10 protein-coding genes and 2 pseudogenes are annotated in these 16,804 nt (G+C 74.6%); 8 read left to right on the forward strand and 4 right to left on the reverse strand.

Annotated elements, in window-relative coordinates; translation table 11 throughout:
* Nucleotides 1-715: 715 nt before the first annotated feature.
* A pseudogene (locus ACIQM4_RS29960) lies at nt 716-1,396 on the reverse strand (adenosylcobinamide amidohydrolase); the annotation flags it as partial.
* A 110-nt stretch (nt 1,397-1,506) separates the two neighbouring features.
* Here ACIQM4_RS29960 and ACIQM4_RS29965 point away from each other — a divergent pair.
* On the forward strand, nt 1,507-1,989 hold the full coding sequence (locus ACIQM4_RS29965; RefSeq protein WP_401598040.1) for an MSMEG_6728 family protein: 483 nt from the start codon (nt 1,507-1,509) through the stop codon (nt 1,987-1,989).
* Between the two features lie 31 nt (nt 1,990-2,020).
* On the opposite strand, the gene ACIQM4_RS29970 is transcribed toward ACIQM4_RS29965, so the two are convergent.
* Together ACIQM4_RS29970 and ACIQM4_RS29975 are read right to left on the reverse strand one after the other, a co-directional pair.
* On the reverse strand, nt 2,021-3,289 hold the full coding sequence (locus ACIQM4_RS29970) for a CynX/NimT family MFS transporter (protein ID WP_401598043.1): 1,269 nt from the start codon (nt 3,287-3,289) through the stop codon (nt 2,021-2,023).
* Entirely contained in the window at nt 3,282-4,154 is an 873-nt protein-coding gene (locus ACIQM4_RS29975) for a FadR/GntR family transcriptional regulator (protein ID WP_401598046.1), read from the reverse strand. The genes ACIQM4_RS29970 and ACIQM4_RS29975 overlap by 8 nt, the downstream gene beginning before the upstream one ends.
* A gap of 222 nt (nt 4,155-4,376) precedes the next feature.
* Here ACIQM4_RS29975 and ACIQM4_RS29980 point away from each other — a divergent pair, with 222 nt between their 5' ends.
* From ACIQM4_RS29980 to ACIQM4_RS29995, 4 genes and pseudogenes are all read left to right on the forward strand, one after another.
* Nucleotides 4,377-5,774, forward strand: a complete 1,398-nt coding sequence (locus tag ACIQM4_RS29980) for an NADP-dependent succinic semialdehyde dehydrogenase (protein ID WP_401598048.1) — start codon at nt 4,377-4,379, stop codon at nt 5,772-5,774.
* 42 nt (nt 5,775-5,816) lie between these two features.
* Nucleotides 5,817-6,558, forward strand: a pseudogene (locus ACIQM4_RS29985) (phosphopentomutase); the annotation flags it as partial.
* A gap of 213 nt (nt 6,559-6,771) precedes the next feature.
* Complete coding sequence (locus tag ACIQM4_RS29990) at nt 6,772-7,566, forward strand: GntR family transcriptional regulator (RefSeq protein WP_401598051.1); 795 nt, start codon at nt 6,772-6,774, stop codon at nt 7,564-7,566.
* Complete coding sequence (locus tag ACIQM4_RS29995; protein ID WP_401598053.1) at nt 7,559-9,067, forward strand: MFS transporter; 1,509 nt, start codon at nt 7,559-7,561, stop codon at nt 9,065-9,067. Before ACIQM4_RS29990 ends, ACIQM4_RS29995 begins: the two co-directional genes overlap by 8 nt.
* Before the next feature lie 292 nt (nt 9,068-9,359).
* On the opposite strand, the gene ACIQM4_RS30000 is transcribed toward ACIQM4_RS29995, so the two are convergent.
* Nucleotides 9,360-10,649 carry an amidohydrolase family protein gene (locus ACIQM4_RS30000; protein WP_401598276.1) on the reverse strand — a complete coding sequence of 430 codons (1,290 nt, stop codon included), beginning with the start codon at nt 10,647-10,649 and terminating at the stop codon, nt 9,360-9,362.
* Nucleotides 10,650-11,281: 632 nt separating this feature from the next.
* Here ACIQM4_RS30000 and ACIQM4_RS30005 point away from each other — a divergent pair.
* The 3 genes from ACIQM4_RS30005 to ACIQM4_RS30015 all read left to right on the forward strand — a co-directional run bounded on the left by ACIQM4_RS30005 (nt 11,282) and on the right by ACIQM4_RS30015 (nt 16,739).
* On the forward strand, nt 11,282-12,211 hold the full coding sequence (locus tag ACIQM4_RS30005; RefSeq protein WP_401598056.1) for an alpha/beta hydrolase: 930 nt from the start codon (nt 11,282-11,284) through the stop codon (nt 12,209-12,211).
* A gap of 182 nt (nt 12,212-12,393) precedes the next feature.
* A complete protein-coding gene (locus ACIQM4_RS30010; protein ID WP_401598059.1) occupies nt 12,394-15,144 on the forward strand; it encodes a LuxR C-terminal-related transcriptional regulator in 2,751 nt (916 codons plus the stop codon).
* Nucleotides 15,145-15,290: 146 nt separating this feature from the next.
* Nucleotides 15,291-16,739, forward strand: a complete 1,449-nt coding sequence (locus ACIQM4_RS30015) for a hypothetical protein (RefSeq protein WP_401598062.1) — start codon at nt 15,291-15,293, stop codon at nt 16,737-16,739.
* The last annotated feature ends 65 nt before the right edge of the window (nt 16,740-16,804 follow it).

Consider the following 16,804-nt stretch of genomic DNA (forward strand, 5'->3'; position numbering starts at 1 on the left):
GGCGGGTCAGGAAGAGCGCGCCCGCGCCGAGCGCCGCTGCGACTCCGGCACCGCCCGCGACCTCGACCGCGCTGGTGTCACTGGTGCCGCTGGTGCCGCCGACGCCGGTGTGCATGGCGCCCCTGGGGTGGGTCTCCTTGTGGTGCGGGGGGTTCATGACCGTGTCACCGCACGCGCGCTGGGCCTCGGAGGCCAGCATGTTCGCGTTCTGCTCGGCCTCGTCGACCTGTTGCTTCAGGGACTTGTCGCCGTCCTCGTACTGCTTCTTCGCCGCCTCGTAGTCGTCCTCGGCCTCCAGCGCCTGCGACTGGGCCTCCTCGCAGGCGGAGGTTCCCGTCTGCGCGGCGTGGGCGGTGAGCGGGGCCGAGAAGATCACGGCCGTGCCGGCCAGGACGGTGCCGGCGGCTATCTTCAGCGAACGCAAGGAACTGACCTCCAAGGAACCCGGGGCGGCACCTGTGCACCGCCACGGCTGAACGGGCTCACACCCCGAGCAGAAGGCCCCCGGCCCCACTCCGCATCCCGGGCCGCGCCCCGTCCCGGAACTGCGGACGGCACCGCGCCCCGGGCGTCCGGTGAATCCGCTGGTGGCCGGGGTGCCCCCGAGTCGCACACAGTGCGTGACCCCGCGAGCCGAACGGGTGACGTACGGGACCCGGACCCGGCACCGGGAGCTACGCGAACCGCGGGAGGGCCCCCGCGAGACGCGGGGCGCCGGTGACGCGGCAGCGGCGGCCCGTACGGAGGAGTGCACCGCGCGGGCGAGGCGGGCGCCCCAGAGGGACCGGGGCCCCGCGAACGCGTGCACCTCGCCGCCCGGCCGCGGAGTGTGCGCCGCCACACAGACCGCGTCGGTGGGAGTGCCCGAGCAGTCGTACCCCTCGTCCAGGAGCGCCTGCACCTTGGCCTCGGTGGCGGTGGCCACCGCGTTCACCAGAGCCGCGTCGGTGAGCGCGGCGGGCACCACGACCACGACGTTCACGGTGCCGGGAGCGGGTGGCCCGGTCGTCTCCTGCACGGGGGACGCGGCCCACCCCCGTACCCCGAGCCCAGCGGTCGCCGTCGCGTCGACGCCGCCGTCGTGCGCACGGCCCCGCGCCCGGACGTCGGCTGCCGTCATCAGACCGGCTCCCGGTCCCGTCGCGCCGGCGGCAGCCGCCAGGGCGGCCAGGTGCCGGTCCGGGTCGGTGCGCCGGTAGCCGTGCGAGACCTGGGCGTTGAGGATCCAGGAGCGTTCACCGATGCCGCCGCCGAGCACCGCGCTGCTGACCATCCGCCACCCGGGACCCGCCCGCCACAACAGGGCGTGCAACCGCTCCCCGTCCTCGAACCGGTCCAGGAGGTCCGCCGGCGCCATCGCGGCGGCGGGGCGGGGCGGCGGCACTCGGGCGGTCACCGGGGAGACTCCTCGTCGATGCACGGGTCGGCGGACCGGGTGATCGTACGTGGCCTCCCGACGGCCGAAGCGGGCGGGCGGACCGCACACGCAGCGGGTAGGCCTGGGGCATGCAGACATTCCTCCCGTACTCCGACTTCGCACGCTCCGCCGCCGTGCTCGACGCCCGGCGGCTGGGCAAGCAGCGGGTCGAGGCACTCCAGGTGTTCCGCGGACTGACCGTTCCCGGGTACGGGTGGCGCCGGCATCCCGCGGTCCGGATGTGGGCGGGGTACGAGGAGGCCCTGGTCCGCTACGGGCTGGACATCTGTGCCGCGTGGACCGCGCAGGGCCGCGCCGACACCTGCGCCGGCACCCTGACCCGGGACTATCTGGCCTGGCGGCCGGGGGCCGCCGTGCGCGACCGGCGCGGACTGGCCGCCGACGGGGAGCTGCCGCCCTGGCTCGGCGATCCCGCCTTCCACCGCAGCCATCGGTCCGCGCTGCTGCGCAAGGCGCCGGAGCTGTACCGGGCCCTCTTTCCCGACGACCCCGACGACCTGCCCTACCTCTGGCCGGCCTCCGACCGGGAGACGGCGGCCGGACCTGCCTGACCGCCCCGCTCCCGGGCCGCCGCCGGTTGCGTCAGCCCGTGCCCGCCACGTGCCGGTGCCGCGCGGCACCGAACCCGAAGGCGACCTGCGGCACGAGCAGCACGAGCAGCAGGACGAGCGGCACGGTCCAGCTGTGCGAGACGTCGTGGACGGCGCCCAGGAGGGTCGGGCCGGTGGCCGCGAGGATGTAGCCGAAGCACTGGGCCATGCTGGAGAGCTGCGCGGCATGGCGGGCGTCGGGGGCCCGCTGCACGATGAACAGCAACGCCAGGCTGATGGCGGCGCCCTGACCGAGTCCGAGCAGTGCCATCCACAGGTAGGCGCCCGCCACCGGTGCGGTGAGCAGACCGGCGTAACCGAGCGCGCAGAGCGCGGCCCCGAGCGCGGCGAGGGCGCCCGCGCGCGGCTTACGGCCGACGACGACCGGGGCGAGGAAGGAGCCCACGATGCCCAGCAGGGACGAGAAGGAGAGCATCCAGCCGGCGTCCCCCGGCGCCAGTCCGGCGTCCTGGAGGACGGTCGGCAACCACGCCGTCGCCGCGTAGTAGTTGAGAGCCTGCAGGCCCATGTACGCGGTGACCTGCCAGGCCAGCGGGGACCGCCAGAGTCCGCGCACGGGGTGCGCGGCCTGCCGTGCCACCGCCGCGCCCACCCGGGTGCGCGACCGGGCCTGCGGCAGCCACACGAGCAGCGCGACGACCGCGAGTGCTCCCCAACAGGCCAGCGTGGTACGCCAGTTCATACCGCCGGCCTGCTGTACGGGCAGGCTGACACCGGCCGCGAGAGCCGCACCGCCGAACAGCGACATCGAGTAGAGCCCGGTCATCAGGCCCGTCTTCGCGGGGAAGTCGCGCTTGATCAGGCCCGGCAGCAGGACGTTGGCGACGGCTATGCCCGCGCCGATGACGACGGTGCCCGCGAAGAGCGCGGCCACCGGGTCGAGCAGGCGCAGTGCCGTACCCGCGCAGATCAGCACCATGGTGCCCAGCAGCGTCCGCTCCATGCCGAAGCGGCGGCCGAGCCGGGGTGCGACGGGCGCGAGCAGACCGAAGCAGAGCAGCGGCAGGGCGGTGAGCAAACTTGCCGCCGCGGCGGACATGCCGCTGTCGGCGCGGATGGTGTCGGCGAGGGGGGAGACGGCGACGAGGGCGGGACGGAGGTTGAGGGCGAGGAGCACGACCCCGCACGCGAGGTAGAGCGCGCGGCGCCCGGACGGTGGGGAGGAGGCGGCCGACGCGATGGGGCCGGGCGCGGGCCCGGGGACGACCGGTGCGGGTGCGGGTATCGCTGTCTCACTCATCCGTGCCACCTCGTGCTCCGCCGTCCGTCCGGCTTGTCGTCGTCGGGACCGTCCGGCTTCGCGTCGTCGGGCCGTCCGGCTTTGCGTCGTCGGGGCCGCCCGCCTCTTCGCTGTCGGGGCCGTCCGGCCTTCCGTCGTCGGCGCCGTCCGGCTGGTCCCGTAGCGCTGCCATGCCCTCGGCGAGGTGGGAGAGCACCGCGGCCTCCGCGGCCGCCGGGTCGCGGGCCTCGATGGCGTCGACGATCGCCTGGTGTGCCGCGCCCTGATGGCGTACCGAGTCCGGGACGGGCGCTCCGATGACGGACTGCACCGTGGAGCGCAGCGCATCGCTGAAGTGCCCGTACAGCTCGGCGAGCACGCTGTTGTGCGTGGCCTCGGCGACCGCCAGGTGGAAAGCCAGGTCCGCGTCGACGAACGCGGTCGCGTCGCCTCCTGCCCAGGCCAGTTCCCGCTCGGCGAGCGCGGCCCGCAGGGTGGCGAGGTCCGACTCGGTGCGGCGCTCCGCCGCGTAGCGGGCGGCGTCCCTCTCCAGGGATGCCCGTACCTCGTACGCCTCAAGGACTCCCGCTCGCCGCAGCCGGCGCTGCAGGGCCGCACCGAAGTCGCTGCGCGCCCGCACATAGGTGCCGTCGCCCTGGCGGGGTTCCAGCATTCCGGTGTGTACGAGCGCCCGGACCGCCTCCCGCACGGTGTTGCGCCCCACGGCCAACTGCTCGACGAGGAGCGGTTCGGCCGGGATCTTCTCCCCGACCTGCCACTCGCCGTCGGCGATCAGGCTCTCCATCTGGGCGATGACGAGGTCGACGAGATTGGTCCTCGCGGTGTTGCGCAACGGCATCGCCGACGCCCTCTCTGCTGCCTTCACTCCGGAGACCGACGGCTGCTCCGAATTCGGACATGGGAACATCCCATGTCTGTGAGATAGGGGAACATCCCATGTTTGCGACTGTCAAACGAGGCAACTGGCCCAGAAGACCGGAAGGGTCCGTTCCCGTTCCCCGCGCCCGCCGACGCCGGCCGTCCTACGCTGGACAGGCCCCGGGCCACCCACGCCACGTCACCCCCGAGGACTCCCAGGAGCAAGCAGATGCCCATCGCCACAGTCGACCCCAGCACCGGTGAGACCCTCGAAACCTTCGAGCCGCTGTCCCCCGAGCAGATCGAGGAGCGCCTGGCCAAGGCCGAGGACGCATTCGGCCGCCACCGCACCAGCGGCTTCGCCGAGCGCGCCCGGCTCCTCAACCGCGCCGCCGACCTGCTGGAACAGGACACGCCGGACATCGCCAGGACCATGACGACCGAGATGGGCAAGCCGGTGGCGGCGGCCAGGGCCGAGGCGGCGAAGTGCGTCAAGGCCATGCGCTGGTACGCGGAGCGCGCCGAGTCCCTGCTCGCGGACGAGCACCCCGCAGCGGCGGACGTGACCGACTCAGGCGCCTCGCGCGCCCTGGTCCGCTACCGCCCGCTCGGGGTCGTACTGGCCGTGATGCCGTGGAACTTCCCGCTATGGCAGGTCGTACGCTTCGCCGCCCCCGCCCTGATGGCGGGCAACGTAGCCCTGCTGAAGCACGCGTCGAACGTGCCCAGGACCGCCAACTATCTCCAGGACCTGTTCGTCCGGGCGGGCTACCCGGAGGGCTGCTTCCAGACGCTGCTGATCGGCTCGGGCGCCGTCGAGGACGTTCTGCGCGACCCCAGGGTGGCTGCCGCGACCCTGACAGGCAGCGAGCCGGCGGGCCGCTCGGTGGCGTCCGTCGCGGGTGACGAGATCAAGAAGACGGTCCTGGAACTGGGTGGCAGCGACCCGTACCTGGTGCTGCCGAGCGCCGACGTCGAGCGCGCCGCCGCGACCGCGGTGACCGCCCGGGTGCAGAACAACGGCCAGTCCTGCATCGCGGCCAAGCGCTTCATCGTGCACACCGACGTCTACGACGCCTTCCGGGACCGGTTCGTCGCCGGCATGCGGGAGCTGACCGTCGGCGACCCGATGGACGAGGGGACCGACGTCGGCCCGCTCGCCACCGAGCAGGGGCGCAGCGATCTGGAGGAACTCGTCGAGGACGCGCTGGCGCGGGGCGCCACCGCACTGTGCGGCGGGCAGCGGCCCAAGGAGCAGGACCGGGGCTGGTTCTACGCCCCGACCGTGCTGGCGGACGTCACCCCGCAGATGCGGATCCACCACGAGGAGGCGTTCGGCCCGGTGGCGACGCTCTACCGGGTCGCCGATCTGGACGAGGCCGTCGAACTGGCCAACGACACGCCCTTCGGCCTGAGTTCGAACGTGTGGACCCACGACGACGCCGAGGTCGAGAGGTGCGTCCGCGACCTCCAGGCAGGCGGCGTGTTCTTCAACGGCATGACCGCGTCCCACCCCGGACTGCCCTTCGGCGGCGTCAAGCGCTCCGGTTACGGTCGGGAGCTCTCCGACCACGGCATCCGCGAATTCTGCAACGCCACCACGGTCTGGTTCGGCGCCGAGAAGTGACCCCGATGCCGGGCCGGTCCGGCATCGGGGAGTCAACCCAGCCACGAGGTCGAACTCCTCGACGGCAGACCCTTGTTGGTCGTCGACGGTGCCGCGCTCGTGCACGACAACCTGGAGGCCGACCCGGGCATCAACTGGAACGCGTCGGCCCGCCTGGAGGACACCGGCTTCGACGGCGTGCTGTCCGTCGCCCGTACGGTCCGCTCCGTGGCGCCCGTCGCGCGGGTCATCGCGGTGGGCGGGCACGCGGAGCAGCCGCTGTCGCGGTTCGTTCGCCGCCCGGAGCGGGATCCCGGTGACCCTGGTCGGCAAGGCGGCGGACATCCTGGCCTGCGACTCGGCGGTACGCAGGCCCGCGGTGCCCACCGCGGAGGTCTTCGCGCACACCCTGGAGGCGGTCCGCGTCGACGGTGACGCCCTGGTGGTGGCCAACGTCCAGGAGAGCGACCTGGCGGGCCACCAGCAGGACGCCGAGCGCTACGGCCGCATCCTGGAACAGGTCGACGCGGGCCTCGCGGCGCTTCTCACCCTCCTCGACTCCCCCGGTGACCGGCTCGTCGTCACCGCCGACCACGGCAACGACCCGACCGCAGGGCACGCGTACCACACGCGCGAGTTCGTCCCCGTGCTCACCCACCGCCCCGGCGCCCTTGGCGTGGAGTTGCTGCCGGACGCGGGAAGCCTGGCCGACGTGGGCGCGACGGCGGCGGTGTCGCTTGGCCTCGACCCGGCCGGCCTGGCGAACGGCAAGGAGATCGGCCGGGGTGCGCCACTCCCGGCGTGACACGACCGGTCGGGCACACGCGGTGGCGGCGCACTCGGCGTGACACGGCCTGGCCGGCACACCACCGTGGCGGCGCACCCTGGTGGCGTTGCCCCGTGCGCGACCCCCGAAACCCCAGGCCACACCATCGCCGCAGGTCACAGGCGGTGGCGTAACATCGCCGCAACATCTCTCGCCTAACCTCCGGGGCAGTTCGACGAGCGGGGGAACACCATGGACCAGCAGACGCCCGGGTGCGGCAGCGGTACGCCGCCGAACCGGGCCGACCGGGCCCGCACGGTGGCGAACGTGCTGCGCACGCAGATCCTGCGGGGCGCCTTCCGCACCGGGGTCCTGCCCGACGAACGGGCCCTGGTCGCGGAGTTCACCACCTCCCGCAACTCCGTACGGGAGGCCCTCGCCCTGCTGCGCGACGAGGGGCTCGTCGAGCGCCGGCGCGGTGTGGGGACCGTCGTGGTCGGCCGCGCCTACGCACATCCGCTCGGCGGCCTTGAGGGGCTCGCCGAGGTGCTGCGCGAGCAGGGCGCCGTCGTCAACGAGGTCCGCGAGGTCCGTACCGTACGGCCGCCGTCCTCGGTGGCCCGCCGGCTGGACCTGCCCGAGGGGAGCCACGCGGTCTACCTGGAGCGGCTTCGCCGGGTGAACGACGCGGCGCTCTCGCTGGACTGCACCTATCTCGTGCCCGAGGTCGGTGATCCGCTCCTCGCGCTGCTGCACGAGGAGCCGCACTCGCTGCGGGACCGCGACGTGTTCGCCCTCATCGAGGCGGTGTCCGGTTTCCCGCTGGGCTCCGCCGAGATCTCCGTCCAGGCCGTGGTGGCGGATCCGGCCACGTGCGCGGTGCTCGAAATGCCCGTGGGCGGGGCGGTCCTGGCCATGGAGCGGCTGACCCGGCTCGCCGACGGCCGCCCCGCCGACCTGGAGTTCATCCACCTGCGCGGGGACAGCCTCACGCTGCACGCCACCCTCGACCGCGCGTCGGGCGCCGCACGCGAGAGCCGTGGGTAGCGCCCCGGCGGGCCCGCGCCCGCTGACCACCGTGGCGATGTGCTGGTGCGTCACGCTGGTGGTCGGCATGGTCTCCGCCGTGAACCTGGCCGTCCCCGCCGTGTCCGCGGGCGAACTGCACCCCTCCGCGTCGGACGTGGTGTGGTTCGTGGACGGTTACGTCGTCCTCTTCGCCTGTCTCCTGGTCCCGGCGGGCGCACTCGCCGACCGCCGGGGCCGCAAGGGCGTCCTGCTGTGCGGCATGGGCGTCTTCGCGCTGGGCGCCCTCGTCTGCGCCGCCGCCCCGGACGTCCTGGTACTGATCGCCGGACGCATGATCAGCGGGGTCGGCGCCGCCGCGGTCCTGCCCACCACGCTGGCACTGCTCGTCGAAGGGCTGGACGGCCGGCAGCGACGGCGGGCCGTCGCCGTCTGGGCGTCGATGACCGGTCTGGCCGCCGTACTCGGAAACGTCGGAGGCGGCGCCGCCGTCCAGTTCGGCACCTGGCGCACCCTGTTCGTCTGCCTGGTCCCGTTGGCGCTGGCCGCCCTGGCGCTGGCCGCGCTCGCCGCGCCCATTGCCCCCCGCCGGCCACGGCGGATCGCCCCGCTGGGCAGCGTGCTGCTGACCGGCGGGTTCCTGGCACTGCTGTACGGGATCGTCTCGGGGCCGCAGTGGGGCTGGGCGCACCCGGCCGTGCTGGGGCCACTGGCGGCGGCCGTACTCCTGCTCACCGGCTGGGCAGGGGCCGAACTGCGGGCCGAAGAACCGCTGTTGGACCCGCGCCTGTTCACCAGGCCTGCCGTCGCCGCGGGCGCGCTGGGGATGGCGGCCCTGTTCACCGGCATGTTCGGACTCTTCTACCTCAACGGCCAGTACCTCCAGTACGCCAAGGGGCACGGGCCGTTCGGGGCCGGGGTACGGCTGCTGCCGATGGCCGCTGCCCTGCTTGCCGGGCCGCGCTGCGGGCTGCTCCTGGAGCGGGTGTGGGGAGGGCGTTGCACGGTGGTCGTCGGGATGCTCGCGCTCGCCGGCGGGCTCGGTACCGTCTCCGCCGCCGACAGCCGCACCCCGTACGCCCTGTACGCGGCGGGCGCGACGCTCACCGCCCTCGGCTGCGGCATCGCCACCCCGCTGCTCTCGCACACCATGATGGCCGCCCTGCCCCGGGACAGGGCCGGCGCCGGGTCCGGACTCCAGAGCCTGGCACGGGAGTTGGGGAGCGCCCTGGGCATCGCGGTGACAGGAACCCTCACCACCGCGGTCTTCACCGCCAGGCTGCCGAGCCCGCTGGCGGGGCCCGGCCACCCGACGACGGTGGCCGAGGCCCAGGCCCGCACCCCGGACCCGCACCTGCGCGCGGCGATCGTCGACGCGTTCACCGCCGGCCTGCACACCGCGACCCTGACCCTGGCGTGCGCCATCGCTCTCGTCGCGGTCGTCGTCGCGCGGTGGATGCCGGGGGCGAAGGAAACGGGGGCACCGCGGGAGCAGGAGGAACGGGTGCTGCAGGAGCGGTAGTTGGGGGGGGGAACGTTCGGCTGTGCTCAGCGCGTAGGCGGGGGCGGCCACGCTCAGCGCGCAGGCGGGGGCGGCTGTGCTCAGCGCGCAGGCAGGGGCGGCCACGCTCAACGCGTAGGCAGGGGCTGCCGTACTTGACGCGTAGGCAGGGGCTGCCGTACTTGACGCGTAGGCGGGGGCGGCCGTCGGCAGCGCTCGGCGCCGCGTGCACCCGCACCCACCGCCCGCACGTCACCACCCCGGCCGACGGCACCCTCCCCCCCCCTCCGCCATCCGCGTCCTCGCGCGCGTCTCAGCTGTCCGGTGTCGGGTCCACCCGTTGCAGGCCCGCGCGTCGCACCACCTCCGGGCCGACCCTGGCCGCCTGCGCCACCAGTGCGCGGCCGTCCCAGTCCGGCGGCCAGCCCTGCCACAGCCGGAGCCTGCCGGCGACCACCACCGCGGTGATCTGGTCCCGGTTGGCCAGTCGTACCAGCTCCCACTCCAGGTCCCAGGAGGGCGTCATCTCCGGCACGTCGGTACGTACGACGAGGTAGTCAGCGGCCAGCCCGACGGCGATGCGGCCGGTGACCTTGCCGAGCCCCAGCGCGTCCGCGCCGAGCGACGTCGCGTGGTCCAGCCACATCTTCCCCGCGCCGCACGTCGAGTCGCCCGACGCCATCCCGTACGCCAGCCGCTGCGCGGTCTCCGCGGCGTCGACCAGCCGGAAGCCGTCGCCCCTGGTGCCGTCGGTACCGGTGCCGAAGCGCACCCCCATCGCCGCGAGCATGATCGCGTGGGCGACCGCGTTGCCCTTCCAGGCGCTGGCCACCGGGTTGTAGCTGATCGCCGTACCCGTGTCGGCGAGCATCCTCATCTCGCCGGGGGTGAGCAGCGTGGCGTGGGAGCCCAGGACGTGCGGGCCGAGCGCGCCGATGTGATGCAGATGCTCCACCGGGCGCCGCCCCACGCTCTTCAACGACCGTTCCACGGAAGCAAGATGCTCGTTGACGTGGATCTGGAGCACCGCGCCGGCCTCGGCGCACAGCTTCGACGTCCTCGTGAGCACTTCGCGGGTGGCGTCCTCGGGTACGGCGATGGCGAGCGAGGGGTGGATCAACGGGTGGGAGTCCCACCGGTCCAGGTGCTCCTCGCCGCCCTTCCCGCTGGAGACGATCTTTGAGAGTACGCAGCGCAGCCCGGCCTCCTCGGCGCCCCGGGCCACCGCCGCCACGTCCACCGGAGCACGTGTACCGGCGTCCGCGACCGTGGTGAAGCCGCCGCGCAGCGCTTCCAACGCGGCCAGCTTCGCCGAGAGGTACGCGGTCCGCTCGTCGAGGGCGTGCTCCAGGGGCTCCCAGATCGTCTTGAAGATCTCGGACGGCTGCCCGAACGACTGGGCCTTGCCGAAGGCCTGCGTGAGGTGGTGGTGCGCGTCGACGAACCCGGGCATGAGCAAGTGGCCGTCCAGCCGCACCGGTTGGAGGTCGCGGTGGGCGGCCAGCAGCTTGGCCGCTGGTCCGACCTCGGCGAACTTCCCGCCGTCGATCAGGACGGCCTGCCCCCGCGCCACCCCCGTCGGCAGCATCACCCGTTCCGGCACGAGCAGCTTCCTGCCGCCGCCACCGAACTGTTCGGCCCGTACACCGTCCCGGTCCGCCCCGGCGCCCGCACCACCGCCCGTACCGGTACCGGCGTATGCGCCCTTCCCGGTGGCGGCCTGCGCCGGCGCGGCCGTCCCCAGCCAGGAGGCCGTGCCCACCGCCCCGGCGCCGGCCAGGAAGCCCCGCCGCCCGACCCCGCCGGGTTCCGTCGCCCCGCTGCTCGCGTGCGGTCCGTGCTGTTCCACGTGTCGTCCGTCCCCTTCGGGTCACTGCTGCGCGTCCACCACCGCCTGCCGGCCGTGGCGAGTGGCCCGACCCTAGATCCGCCCACGAAGCGGAACAAGACCTCCGGCATACGGAATTGCCCAGGTGGCCGCCCAGGTGGCGGAGCTTCTGGCAGCCGGGACGAAACCCCAGGTCAGCGCGGTCGCGGAGGCAGCGACGGGCGGCGTAACTCCCCGGAAACCTGAGAGGACCGGTGATATCGCCGATGTGCGACCCGGGGGCGGGCCCCGAGAGTGGCCATCGCCAACGAACAGCGGCGGCATCCACGCGGTGCACCGGAGCCCCTGGCGACGACGGGCTCCGGACCCCGGCACCCGTGCTGCGGCCACAACGAGAGGACCCCCTCGTGCAACACCTTCTCCTCGACGGCACCTCCCCGCGCCGCCCGCGAACCCCCCGGAGCCGCACCCGTACGGCCAAGGGCGTGTTCGCCGCCGCTCTCGCCACCGCGAGCCTGGTGGCGGCCTCGGTCACCGGCGCGCACGCGGCGGACAACCCCTACGAGCGGGGCCCGGCCCCGACCCAGTCGAGCATCGAGGCGAGCCGCGGCTCGTACGCCACCTCGCAGACGTCCGTGTCCTCGCTGAGCGTCACCGGGTTCGGCGGCGGCACCATCTACTACCCGACGTCCACCGCGGACGGCACCTTCGGCGCGGTCGCCATCTCGCCCGGCTTCACCGCCACCCAGTCCAGCATCGCCTGGCTCGGCCCGCGGCTCGCCTCGCAGGGGTTCGTCGTCTTCACCATCGACACCAACACGACCGCGGACCAGCCCGCCAGCCGCGGTCGTCAACTGCTCGCCGCACTGGACTACTTGACGACACGCAGCACGGTACGCGGCCGGATCGACAGCACCCGGCTCGGCGTGATGGGGCACTCCATGGGCGGCGGCGGCTCGCTGGAGGCCGCCAAGAGCCGCACCTCGCTCAAGGCGGCGATCCCGCTGACCGGCTGGAACACCGACAAGACCTGGCCGGAACTGCGTACCCCCACCCTGGTCGTCGGCGCGGACGGCGACACGGTCGCACCCGTGGCGACGCACTCCGAGCCGTTCTACAACACGCTGCCCGGCTCGCTGGACAAGGCGTACCTGGAGCTGCGCGGTGCCTCGCACTTCACTCCGAACACCTCCAACACCACCATCGCCAAGTACAGCGTTTCCTGGCTGAAGCGGTTCATCGACGACGACACACGCTACGAGCAGTTCCTCTGCCCGCTTCCGCAGGCGAGCCTGACCATCGCCGAGTACCGGGGCAACTGCCCGCACACCTCCTGACGCCACCTGCCGAACGGCGGGGCGGGACCGGGCCCCGGTCCCGCTTCCGCCCCGCCCGCACGCGGCCGGGACTGTGCCCGCGCACAGCCCGGCCCGGCCCTCCTTGGGACGGCGCCCCATACCCTGCCGGGGAGGCGGACGGAGGACTTCCGCCGTTGTTTACGCAGAAGTAACGTGACGGCGTGACCCCCTCGACAATCGTGCACAGTCCGCCCGTGCTGTTCGGCCGGAGCAGTGAACTCGTCGCCCTGGACGCTCTGTTGGGGCGGCTTCGAAGCGGGCACGGCGGAGCGCTCGCGGTGTCCGCACCACCCGGTCTCGGCCGTACGGCGCTGTTGCGGCACGCCGCCGCCGCGCACACCGACCGCGGCGGCGGTCCCGTCCTGCACGCCACCGCCGCACCCGCCGAGCGCGACGTTCCGCACAGCGGTCTGCACGCCCTGCTCTGCTCCGCGCCGACACCGCTGCCCCACCACCCCGACGAGGTGCTGCGGCGCGGCATCACAGCCGGCGGCCTCCTCGCCCTGCTGCGCGAACCGGGCGCCGAAGGACCCCTGTTGGTCTGTGTCGACGACGTCCATCTGTGGGACCCCGCGTCCCGCGCCGAACTCGGCTTCGCGGCCAGGCGGCTCGGGGCGGGCGGCCGTGCAGCGGTGCTGGTCACCACCGCCGACGAGGCGGGCCTCGCCGGGCTTCCCGTACTGCGCCCCGGCCCTCTCGACGACACGGCGGCCGGCGCGCTCCTGGACCGGCTCACCCGGCGGACGGACGGCGTCGATCCCCGGGTGCGCGACGAGTTACGGAGAGCGGCGGCGGGCAATCCCCGGCTGCTCACCGAGTTCACCGCACACCTCACCCCGGACCAGCTGGCGGGCCGCACCCCGTTGCCGCATCCGCTGCCCGGCCGCGAAGGCGTCCTGGAGGCCCACGCCACGCTGCTGGACGGGCTGGCGCCCCAGACCTGGACCCTGCTCCTGCTGGCCGCGGCGGCGGCGGAGCACGAGCCCGACGGCGCCGGGTCGGACGTCGGGCTGCTGCTGCGCGCGGGGGCCCGCGCCGGGCTGCCTCCCGCCCTGCTGGAACGCGTCCTGCTCGACCCGGCAGAGAGCGCGGGCGCGCTGCGGCGCACCGGGGACCGGGTGCACTTCCGTCACCCGCTGCTGCGGTGCGCGGTGCTGCACCGCGTCTCCCCTGCCCGCCGCCGTTCGGCCCACGAACTGCTCGCCGTCCTGCTGGCCGGGCCGGGCGCACCGCCCCTGCCGCCGCTCGTCCAGCGGGCCTGCGCGGCGCCGGGTCCCGACGCCGTACTCGCCGGGCGGCTGGCGGCCCAGGCCGTCGCCCCGCGCCCGCACGCCGAACGCTCGGCCGCGCTCGCCCGCGCCGCCGGGCTCTCCCCGGACGGTGGGCTGCGCGGCGCACGGTTCGCGGAGGCCGCCGAACAGGCCAGGCTCGCCGGTGACACCGGCCGCGCCCGCGCCCTGCTGGCCCGGGTGGGCCCGCTCCCGGGGAACGGCGCCGCGCAGTGCGTGCGCGGCCGGCTCGTCCTGCGTGACGGGCCGGCCGCCGACGCCCGCGAAGCGCTGCTCGGCGCCGCGGCGCTGCTCGCCCCGGGCGATCCGCGCGCCGCCTGGGAAGCGGTACTGGGCGCGGCGGAGGCGGCCTGGGCGATGGGGGACGCCGCCGCCTACCTCGACGCCATGCACCGCGTTCCGCTGCCCGCGCCCGACCGGGCGCTCGCCAGGTACCGGGCGGGCATGTGCGCGGTCCTGGGCGGACGCATCGCACAGGGGCACGCACTGCTGCGCCGGTGCCTCGCCGGGGCGCAGAGCTGTTCGGACCCCGAGGGTCTGCTGCGCGCGGTGGTGGCGGCGCTGGTGCTCGGTGAGGTCGACGCGGCCTGCGGGACCGGCGCCCGCGCCCTGGCCGCCGTACGGACGACGGGTCAGGACGCTTCGCTGCCGAAGGCGCTGGAGCACCTGGCCTACGCCGAGCTGCGCGCCGGACGGCACGCCCGTGCCAGGGCGCACGCGCAGGAGGGGGTCCAGGCCGCCCGTCGCACCGGGCAGCCCAATGCCGGCGCGCACCTGCACGCCGTGCTCGCGCTCGTCGCATCGGCCGAGGGCGATCCGGCCGCCTGCGCCGCCCACAGTGACGCCGCCCTCCTCGGCGCGGGCCCGCACGGTCTCGTGCAGGCGGCCACCCTCGCCACCTGGGCACTCGCCCGCTGCGAGCTGGCCCGCGGCCGGCCGGGCGAGGCAGCGGCCAGGCTCGCCCCGCTGGTCCGGCCGGGCCCGCGGCGCGGCCACTTCGCCGCCCGGATGCTCGCCGTGCCCTGCTACGTCGAGGCCACCGTGCTCCGCGGACGCGCGGACCCGGCGTCCGACGGCGCTTCGAGGGCGGTCGCGGAGTTCGCCCGGTGGGCCGAGCTCACCGCCGACCCGCAGGCTCCGGCGCAACTGGCGCGCTGCCGCGCCCTGTTGGCGGGCCCGGAGGAGGCGGCGGAACGGTACGAGGAGGCCCTGGCCCACCACGACCGCGCGGGCGGCGACTTCGAACGCGCCCGCACCCAGCTGCTGTACGGCCAGTGGCTGCGCCGACGCCGCCGCACCGTTGCGGCCCGCGGCCCGCTGCGGGACGCCCTGGTCACCTTCGAGCGCTGCTCCGCCAGAACCTGGGCGGAGCGTGCCGGTGGTGAACTGCGCGCCGCCGGAGAGGCGTTCGGCGCCCGTGCGGCCGACCGGGAGGACCCGTTCGCGGCACTTACGCCTCAGCAGCAGAGGATCGTCCGGTACGTGGCGGAGGGCGCCACCAATCGCGAGGTGGCACTTCGTCTGTCGGTGAGCCCGCGGACGGTCGACCACCATCTGCGCAACGTGTTCGCCGTGCTGGGCGTGCGCTCCAGGACCGAACTCGCCGGGCTGCGGGCCCGCTGACCACCCGCCGCCCCCGCGTACGGGTAGGGACTTCCGTCCCGCTGGTCGGGACCTCTGGCGGGGGCTGCGGCCGGGCGGGCGGGAGATGCTGGGCGGAGACGAACCTACGGAAGCGTAGGTTCGCTGCGGCGGGATGAGGGTGGCACATGACGGAAACCGCTGAACGTCCGGCCGGGCGGCCGTGGCTGATCCAGGGCGGCATGGGGGTGGGCGTCTCCGGCTGGCGGCTGGCCCGCGCCGTCTCGCGTACGGGGCAGCTCGGGGTGGTCTCCGGCACCGCCCTGGACGTCCTGCTCGCCCGTACCCTGCAACTCGGCGACCCCGGCGGGCACCTGCGCCGCGCGCTCGCCGCCTTCCCGTACCCGGAGCTCGCCGCCGCCGTCCTGGAGCGGTACCACGTGCCCGGCGGGGTGGGCGGGCACCGGCCGTTCCGGTCCGTCCCGCGGCTGCGGGCCGGCCACGACGGCCCGGCCGAACTCCTCACCGTGCTCGGGAACTTCGCCGAGGTCTATCTGGCCAAGGAGGGGCACGACGGTCTCGTGGGCGTCAACTACCTGGAGAAGGTACAGATGGCGACGGCGCCCGCGATGTTCGGCGCGATCCTCGCGGGGGTCGATCACGTCCTGGTCGGCGCGGGAGTGCCGGGGCAGATCCCCCGCCTCGCCACCCGGCTCGCCCAAGGCTCACCGGTGACCGTCAACGTCCATGTGGAGGGCGACGAGGCCCCGTTCCCGCACCGGTTCGACCCCCGGCTGGGCTGCGGGGAGCGTACCGCGCAGCTCGTGCCCCACCTGCGCAGACCGTCCGTACTGGCGATCGTCTCGCTGCCGGCGCTGGCCACCTACCTCGCCCGCGAGGAGGCCACCCGGCCGGACGGATTCGTCATCGAGACGTCCGTGGCGGGCGGCCACAGCGCGCCGCCCCGCCGGCCGGCCCTCGACCCCGACGGGGAGCCGCTCTACGGCCCGCGCGACGAACCGGACCTGACGAAGATGCGGGCGCTCGGGCTCCCCTTCTGGCTGGCCGGTGGCCGCGCGCATCCGGAACTCCTCGCCAGGGCAAGGGAGTCCGGGGCCGCCGGGGTTCAGCTGGGCAGCGTGTTCGCGCTCTGCGAGGAGTCCGGCCTCGCCGCGCCCCTGCGCGGGGAGCTGATCGCGCGTGCGCGCGCCGGGACGCTCCGCGTGCGCAACGACCCGGGCGCGTCACCCACGTCCTTCCCGTTCAAGCTCGCCGAACTGCCGAACACGCTGGCCGACCCGGCTCTGGCAGCCGCCCGCCGACGGGTGTGCGACATCGGCCTGCTGCGGACACCGTGGCGGACCCCGGACGGCGGCCTGGGGTACCGGTGCGCCGCGGAGCCGGTGGCCTCGTACGTCGCCAAGGGGGGCGACCCGGCCGCCGCCGAGGGCAAGCAGTGTCTGTGCAACGGCCTGCTCGCTACCGTAGGGCTCGGCCAGCGCCGCCCCGGCGGCCGCGTCGAACCACCCTTGGTGACCATCGGCAAGGATCTGCGGTTCCTCGCGGAACTGTCACCCGCGGGACTGCCGTACACCGCCGCCGATGTCGTGGGATGGCTGGCCGGCGGCCTCAGGTAGCGGACCGCGGCCGATGTCGTGGGATGGCTGGCCGGCGGCCTCAGGTAGCGGGCCGCGGCCGGTGT

Origin of the sequence: Streptomyces sp. NPDC091272, assembly GCF_044757485.1 — a bacterium.
Lineage (GTDB): Bacteria > Actinomycetota > Actinomycetes > Streptomycetales > Streptomycetaceae > Streptomyces.

What these genes read in the sequence shown, in the direction of transcription:
- ACIQM4_RS29970 (WP_401598043.1), bottom strand. Translation starts at nt 3,289, where the DNA reads ATGAGTGAGACAGCGATACCCGCACCCGCACCGGTCGTCCCCGGGCCC.
- ACIQM4_RS30015 (WP_401598062.1), top strand. Translation starts at nt 15,291, where the DNA reads ATGACGGAAACCGCTGAACGTCCGGCCGGGCGGCCGTGGCTGATCCAG.
- ACIQM4_RS29980 (WP_401598048.1), top strand. Translation starts at nt 4,377, where the DNA reads ATGCCCATCGCCACAGTCGACCCCAGCACCGGTGAGACCCTCGAAACC.
- ACIQM4_RS29965 (WP_401598040.1), top strand. Translation starts at nt 1,507, where the DNA reads ATGCAGACATTCCTCCCGTACTCCGACTTCGCACGCTCCGCCGCCGTG.
- ACIQM4_RS29990 (WP_401598051.1), top strand. Translation starts at nt 6,772, where the DNA reads ATGGACCAGCAGACGCCCGGGTGCGGCAGCGGTACGCCGCCGAACCGG.